The following is a 4,963-nucleotide window of genomic DNA, read 5'->3' as shown; positions in this document are numbered from 1 at the left end:
TTTACAGAATCGAAAGTTACCAGTGATTTTATTGTTGAGATTTTATCAGATTTTTAATATCAGAAAAACACCGTTTTTCTGATATTAAAACCCTAGCTCTTAATCAAGATAATGGTCCGCAGAATAGTTCACGTCGTACCCAATTTATGAAACGTATAATAGAGTTTGCCCACAAACATCAAGTAAATATACGTTTAGCTTACTATCCTCCTTATCATAGTAAGTATAATCCAATAGAAAGGACATGGGCAGTACTAGAAAATCATTGGAACGGCAGTATTTTAGATGAGCTAGAAATACCACCAACTATCGTCACATTGTGGTCAATATCAGCACGGTCGGGTACCCAGTTATCAGGATAGGGACCGAGTAGGCGTAGCGCCTCACGCGCACCAAAATTAGGGTCAGTTGTTGAAGTCATGTCAATCTTCTAGGTTAAAATGCTTATGCGCCTTAGTTACTGAGGAAGGGGATGTAGAAGAGCAAGGAAGTTATTCCCTGATCTCCTCCTAATCTCTTACGCCGTTACCAAACTTTTATCTGCTTGTGGAGATTCGATGTTACCTACTTTAGATTCAACCGCCGTACCCTTAAAGAAGTCGGGATTAGCTTGAGTATAAAACTTGTAAGGATTATTAAATACATAAGCCTTAAAGTCCGCTTCAGAAAGCACACCTTCTTGTACTAAATCCCAGCTTTCCGCTAATGGGTCAGTCAAATCTGGTACATCCCAATGACCAACATCTGAGGAATAAATGGCGTTGATTTTCACACCCAAGGGATTAGCTTTGTCGTTGAATGCTGCTGCAATGGTGCGATCGTCAGACTCGGAACCAAAGAAGAAACTGTTTACCCAGTGATCGCGGATGTCTTCAATTGTTTCAATACCGGCGGCGGCAAAATCTTCTAGTTCGCTATCAACGGGTGAGCGGCTATGACGGTTGAAGGAAGAACCCAAGACACTCTTTGTCAGTTCTTCTTTAGTGAGAGGATATTCTTGTAAGAATTCACTACCGAAACGCTCGAATAACACAAACAACTCATCAGAATTTGTCAGTTCTGGGTTGTAGTTTTGCAGTCCCTTGAGATTGCGCTTGGAAAATCGATCTACTAAATGAATGTAGACGTGTGCGCCCCAATCTGCACCACCTTCAAGCATACCTACGCGTAACTGTGGAAAACGTTTGGTAACACCACCAAAAAACAGTGCTTTGGCAAATGCTTGTGAGCCATCAGCAAAGTGACCGATATGATTGTTCATGTAGTTACTGATGGAGGAGCGTCCAGTCCAACCCTGACTGCCATAATGGGTAGTAACAGGTACACCTAATTCAACTGCTTTAGCCCAGAATGGATCGTAGTCGTATTCACTATCCAATCCGTAAAAGTCAATGTAAGAGGCATACTTGGCGATTTCAGGGTATTGATCTGCTGGATATTTATCAGCGATCACCTTAATTGGCCGTTTCACACCACCAGGAATGTTTGCCACCTTCAGCCCCAGTGTTTTCACTGCAAACTCTAACTCCTCAACGGCTTCTTGAGGATTACCCATCGGGATACCAGCTACAGGTGTCAGGCGATCACTATATTTACGGTACAAGTCAGCATGATAGTGATTGACTGCGCGTTGCAGTGCTTGACGGTTCTCTTTACTTGCTCCAGCCGATGCTAAAACATTATTCGGAAACAGTACCGAATAATCTGACCCCTGCTCCGCTTGACGCTCATAGAATAGTTCAGGAAGAGTGTAAGTAGCGAGATCCAAAGTATTGCGGGTGACTCTAGCCCACCAAGGCGATCGAATTGTGCGGTTGTACTGGCGTTCTTCAGGAGTTTGTTGATACCAGTCTTTACCATTGCTCTTGGAATTGAGACGAGAAGCTTCCGCCTTGCGTAATTCATCTACGAGTTTCGAGCCACCGTATTTAGCAATGTAATCCTCAAGCGCCGGAGTGAAATCATTAGTATGAACATCAGTGTCAATTATCGGATAATTGAGGTTTGCTTTGATTGCGGCGGAACGGGAAGTTTTCAATCTGCTATATTCAGTCATGTTTTTTTCCTTGAATAAATGACACAGGTAGTGCTAAGAAATGAGTTATGAGTGCTGAGTACAAGGACGCATTTGAGTGTTACTTGGTAATTTATTGGATTGAAAGTCCAATAAAACCCTGAAATTGATAGGCGATTTATCGCATCTGGATAACTCAGTTATAAACTTTTGCTACAACGCAAAGAACCCATAACGTGTTGGCTCCGGCAGGAACGTCTACAGCACTCGAAACTCACTACTCTCTTGATCGGGAGTTACGCTTTTTGCTTGTAGTAAGGACTTTAGTCCTGATTTTGTTCAACTAGCGTTTGCAAGAGAGGACTTTAATCCCAGGGCAAACGCATCTAAATTACTCTTGATCAGAACCAACGTTAAGAACCAACGACTTTAGCGGCATTTCTCGTTTGATTTAGTTTGTAAGACTCAAAGCGATCGCTAAATATGTGTCAATAAACAGCAATTAATGCGACTCATTTCGAGCTTATTGACAATAAAATTATTTTGTTGACATGATGCGGCCGCCCTGACTTTAATCCTCTTTGCAAGACGTTACTTGAACACTACGAACTGAAAAGAATATGCGGCGTTGCGTAAGCCCTATTTATCTACACTAATACCAATCTCTCATCAACTTGTTTAGCGGCAAATTGATTACCCGGACGACGCAGCCCCAGGTTTTCCCTCAAGGTACTACCTTCGTATTTAGTACGGAACAGTCCGCGTTTCTGGAGGATGGGAACGACTAGGTTAACGAAGTCATCTAATCCTGTGGGCAAGATTGGTGGCATGATGTTGAAGCCATCTGCTGCACCATTGTTGAACCATTCTTCTAACTGATCGGCAATGCTTTCGGGAGTACCAAGGATAGTACGATGACCTCTGGCGGTAGCAAGAGCGAGATATAACTGACGCAGCGTCAGAGTGCCACGAGTAGCTAAATCCTTGACTAATTTCAGACGACTCTTATTAGTATTGGTATCGCTGGGTAGTTCGGGAGCTACATCATCTAAAGAATATTTCGACAGATCCACACCTTTGTAATAGTTCTTTAAAATATCCCAAGCTACATCAGGATGAATCAACGATTGCAGAAATTCGTATTTCTCTTGGGCTTCTTCCTCAGTCCGGCCAATGATTGGGAAAGCCCCAGGCATGATTTTCAGATCGTCTGGAGAGCGTTCATATTTCGCCAACCTACCTTTGACATCAGCGTAAAATTCCTGGGCATCGACTAGAGTTTGATTGGCAGTGAAAATCACCTCAGCAGTACGCGCAGCTAAATCCCGTCCAGCTTCCGATGCTCCAGCCTGCACAATCACCGGATAACCTTGAGGTGGACGACCAACGTTCAAGGGGCCTTTGACAGAAAAATGTTTACCCTTGTGGTTGAGTATATGTAGTTTATTCGGGTCAAAATAGATACCAGATTCTCTGTTACGGATGAAAGCATCGTCTTCCCAACTATCCCACAGTCCTTTAACCACTTCCACAAACTCTTCGGCACGTTCATAACGTTGGCTATGTTCCGGGTGATGCTCAAGACCAAAATTAAGTGCGGCATTCTCGTTACCCGTGGTGACTACATTCCACCCCGCTCGGCCTTTACTCAAGTGATCCAGCGAGGCAAACTTACGTGCCAGGGTGTAAGGTTCTTCGTATGTAGTCGAGGCGGTGGAAATGAAGCCAATGTTTTGAGTTACAGAAGACAAAGCCGAAAACAGTGTGACTGGCTCGAAATGGACAAGTTTACCGTTGCGTCTCTGTGTTTCGGGATCGCCACCCCAAACTCCTGGGCTGTCCGCCAGAAAAACTGCATCGAACAAGCCACGTTCGGCGGTTTGGGTAATTTCTTTATAATGCTCGAAATTAAAACCCGCATCTATTTGTGCATCTGGATGTCGCCAAGCAGAAACATGATGTCCAGTGGCTTGAATAAATGCTCCTAAACGAAACTTACGTGTTTTGCTCATCTACTTTTCTCTTTTTTGGATAGCTAGTACCGCAAGGCGGAATTCAAAATTTAAAATGAATACAAGTTAATGCTTCTAAACTACTTGGATTGTTGCTATGAGTTCTTCTGTAAAGTGACCAGAAGAATAAACAGCTAGTAATGCTTCTCTGATATCTGCTTTGTTGTAACTTATTTTTTTAAAATACTTTAAATCGATTGATTTACCGTACTTTGTTCATGTAACAGATTTTTTCATACATATAAAAAAAATGCAAGTACTGCTTAACACAAGTTTGCTAATATTTTTATTAAAAAGTATAACTTAAAGGGGCTTGTTTTTTTGATAATTTTATGCGTCTATCCAAAGTTAATAGTAAACTACTAAAATACCATAAGTTTTTAGTAGTTTACTAGCAGCGACAAATTAGGCTAATTCAAATTCTTTCTTCTCAACAGAGCATCCCACTTTTTGCCGCGTACATCTGATACTAATTCACGAAAATCCTGATACATATAGATTTATCGTAAGGGCATGGCATTGCCCATGCCCCTACCAGCTTGTATCATTATTAAAGTGAAATGGTATGAGGTAGAACCAATCAGTTTTCTACAAACACTAAATTGGTAGGTGATGCGATATTTTTGGTGGCTGATATACTTGGCAATGGGTTACGCTCCAGCATAGGCGATCGCGCCGGTGGTAATCGAGAGGGCATAAATAAATTTAGTTGCTCAAAAACCCCTGTGGCAGGGATCTTTCCCCCTTGCTCCCTGCTCCCTGCACCCCTGCCTTTTTTGGTCAGTTAGTATATCCTTTTGTAGTAGGTAGTCAGCCCTTTCCCTACGGGACGCTGCGCGAACGGAAAAGTTAAAAGTCACGCATTCAAAAGTCAAACATTTTTAATCCCATAAATAAATTTAGGCGATGCACTGAGCGTAGCCGAAGTGGGCTTGTA

At 42.4% G+C, this 4,963-nt stretch carries 3 protein-coding genes and 1 pseudogene; 1 reads left to right on the top strand and 3 read right to left on the bottom strand.

Going from position 1 to position 4,963, the window contains the following annotated elements; all coding sequences use genetic code 11:
- Nucleotides 1–296 (top strand): annotated as a pseudogene (locus ACFFAP_RS32775) (transposase); the annotation flags it as partial.
- Here the strand turns inward: ACFFAP_RS32775 and ACFFAP_RS32770 are convergent.
- The 3 genes from ACFFAP_RS32770 to ACFFAP_RS32760 form a co-directional block, all read right to left on the bottom strand.
- Complete coding sequence (locus ACFFAP_RS32770) at nucleotides 263–421, bottom strand: hypothetical protein (RefSeq protein WP_375515128.1); 159 nt, start codon at nucleotides 419–421, stop codon at nucleotides 263–265. The pseudogene ACFFAP_RS32775 and the gene ACFFAP_RS32770 overlap by 34 nt on opposite strands.
- Nucleotides 422–517: 96 nt before the next feature.
- Complete coding sequence (locus ACFFAP_RS32765; protein ID WP_375515127.1) at nucleotides 518–2,056, bottom strand: amidohydrolase family protein; 1,539 nt, start codon at nucleotides 2,054–2,056, stop codon at nucleotides 518–520.
- A gap of 605 nt (nucleotides 2,057–2,661) precedes the next feature.
- Complete coding sequence (locus ACFFAP_RS32760) at nucleotides 2,662–4,026, bottom strand: LLM class flavin-dependent oxidoreductase (RefSeq protein WP_375515126.1); 1,365 nt, start codon at nucleotides 4,024–4,026, stop codon at nucleotides 2,662–2,664.
- Nucleotides 4,027–4,963 lie beyond the last annotated feature (937 nt).

The sequence above is a fragment of the uncultured Nostoc sp. genome (genome assembly GCF_964245575.1).
Taxonomy (GTDB): Bacteria; Cyanobacteriota; Cyanobacteriia; order Cyanobacteriales; family Nostocaceae; genus Nostoc.
Note: the sequence above shows the minus strand (reverse complement) of the source record. Positions and strands in the feature narration are given on the sequence as shown.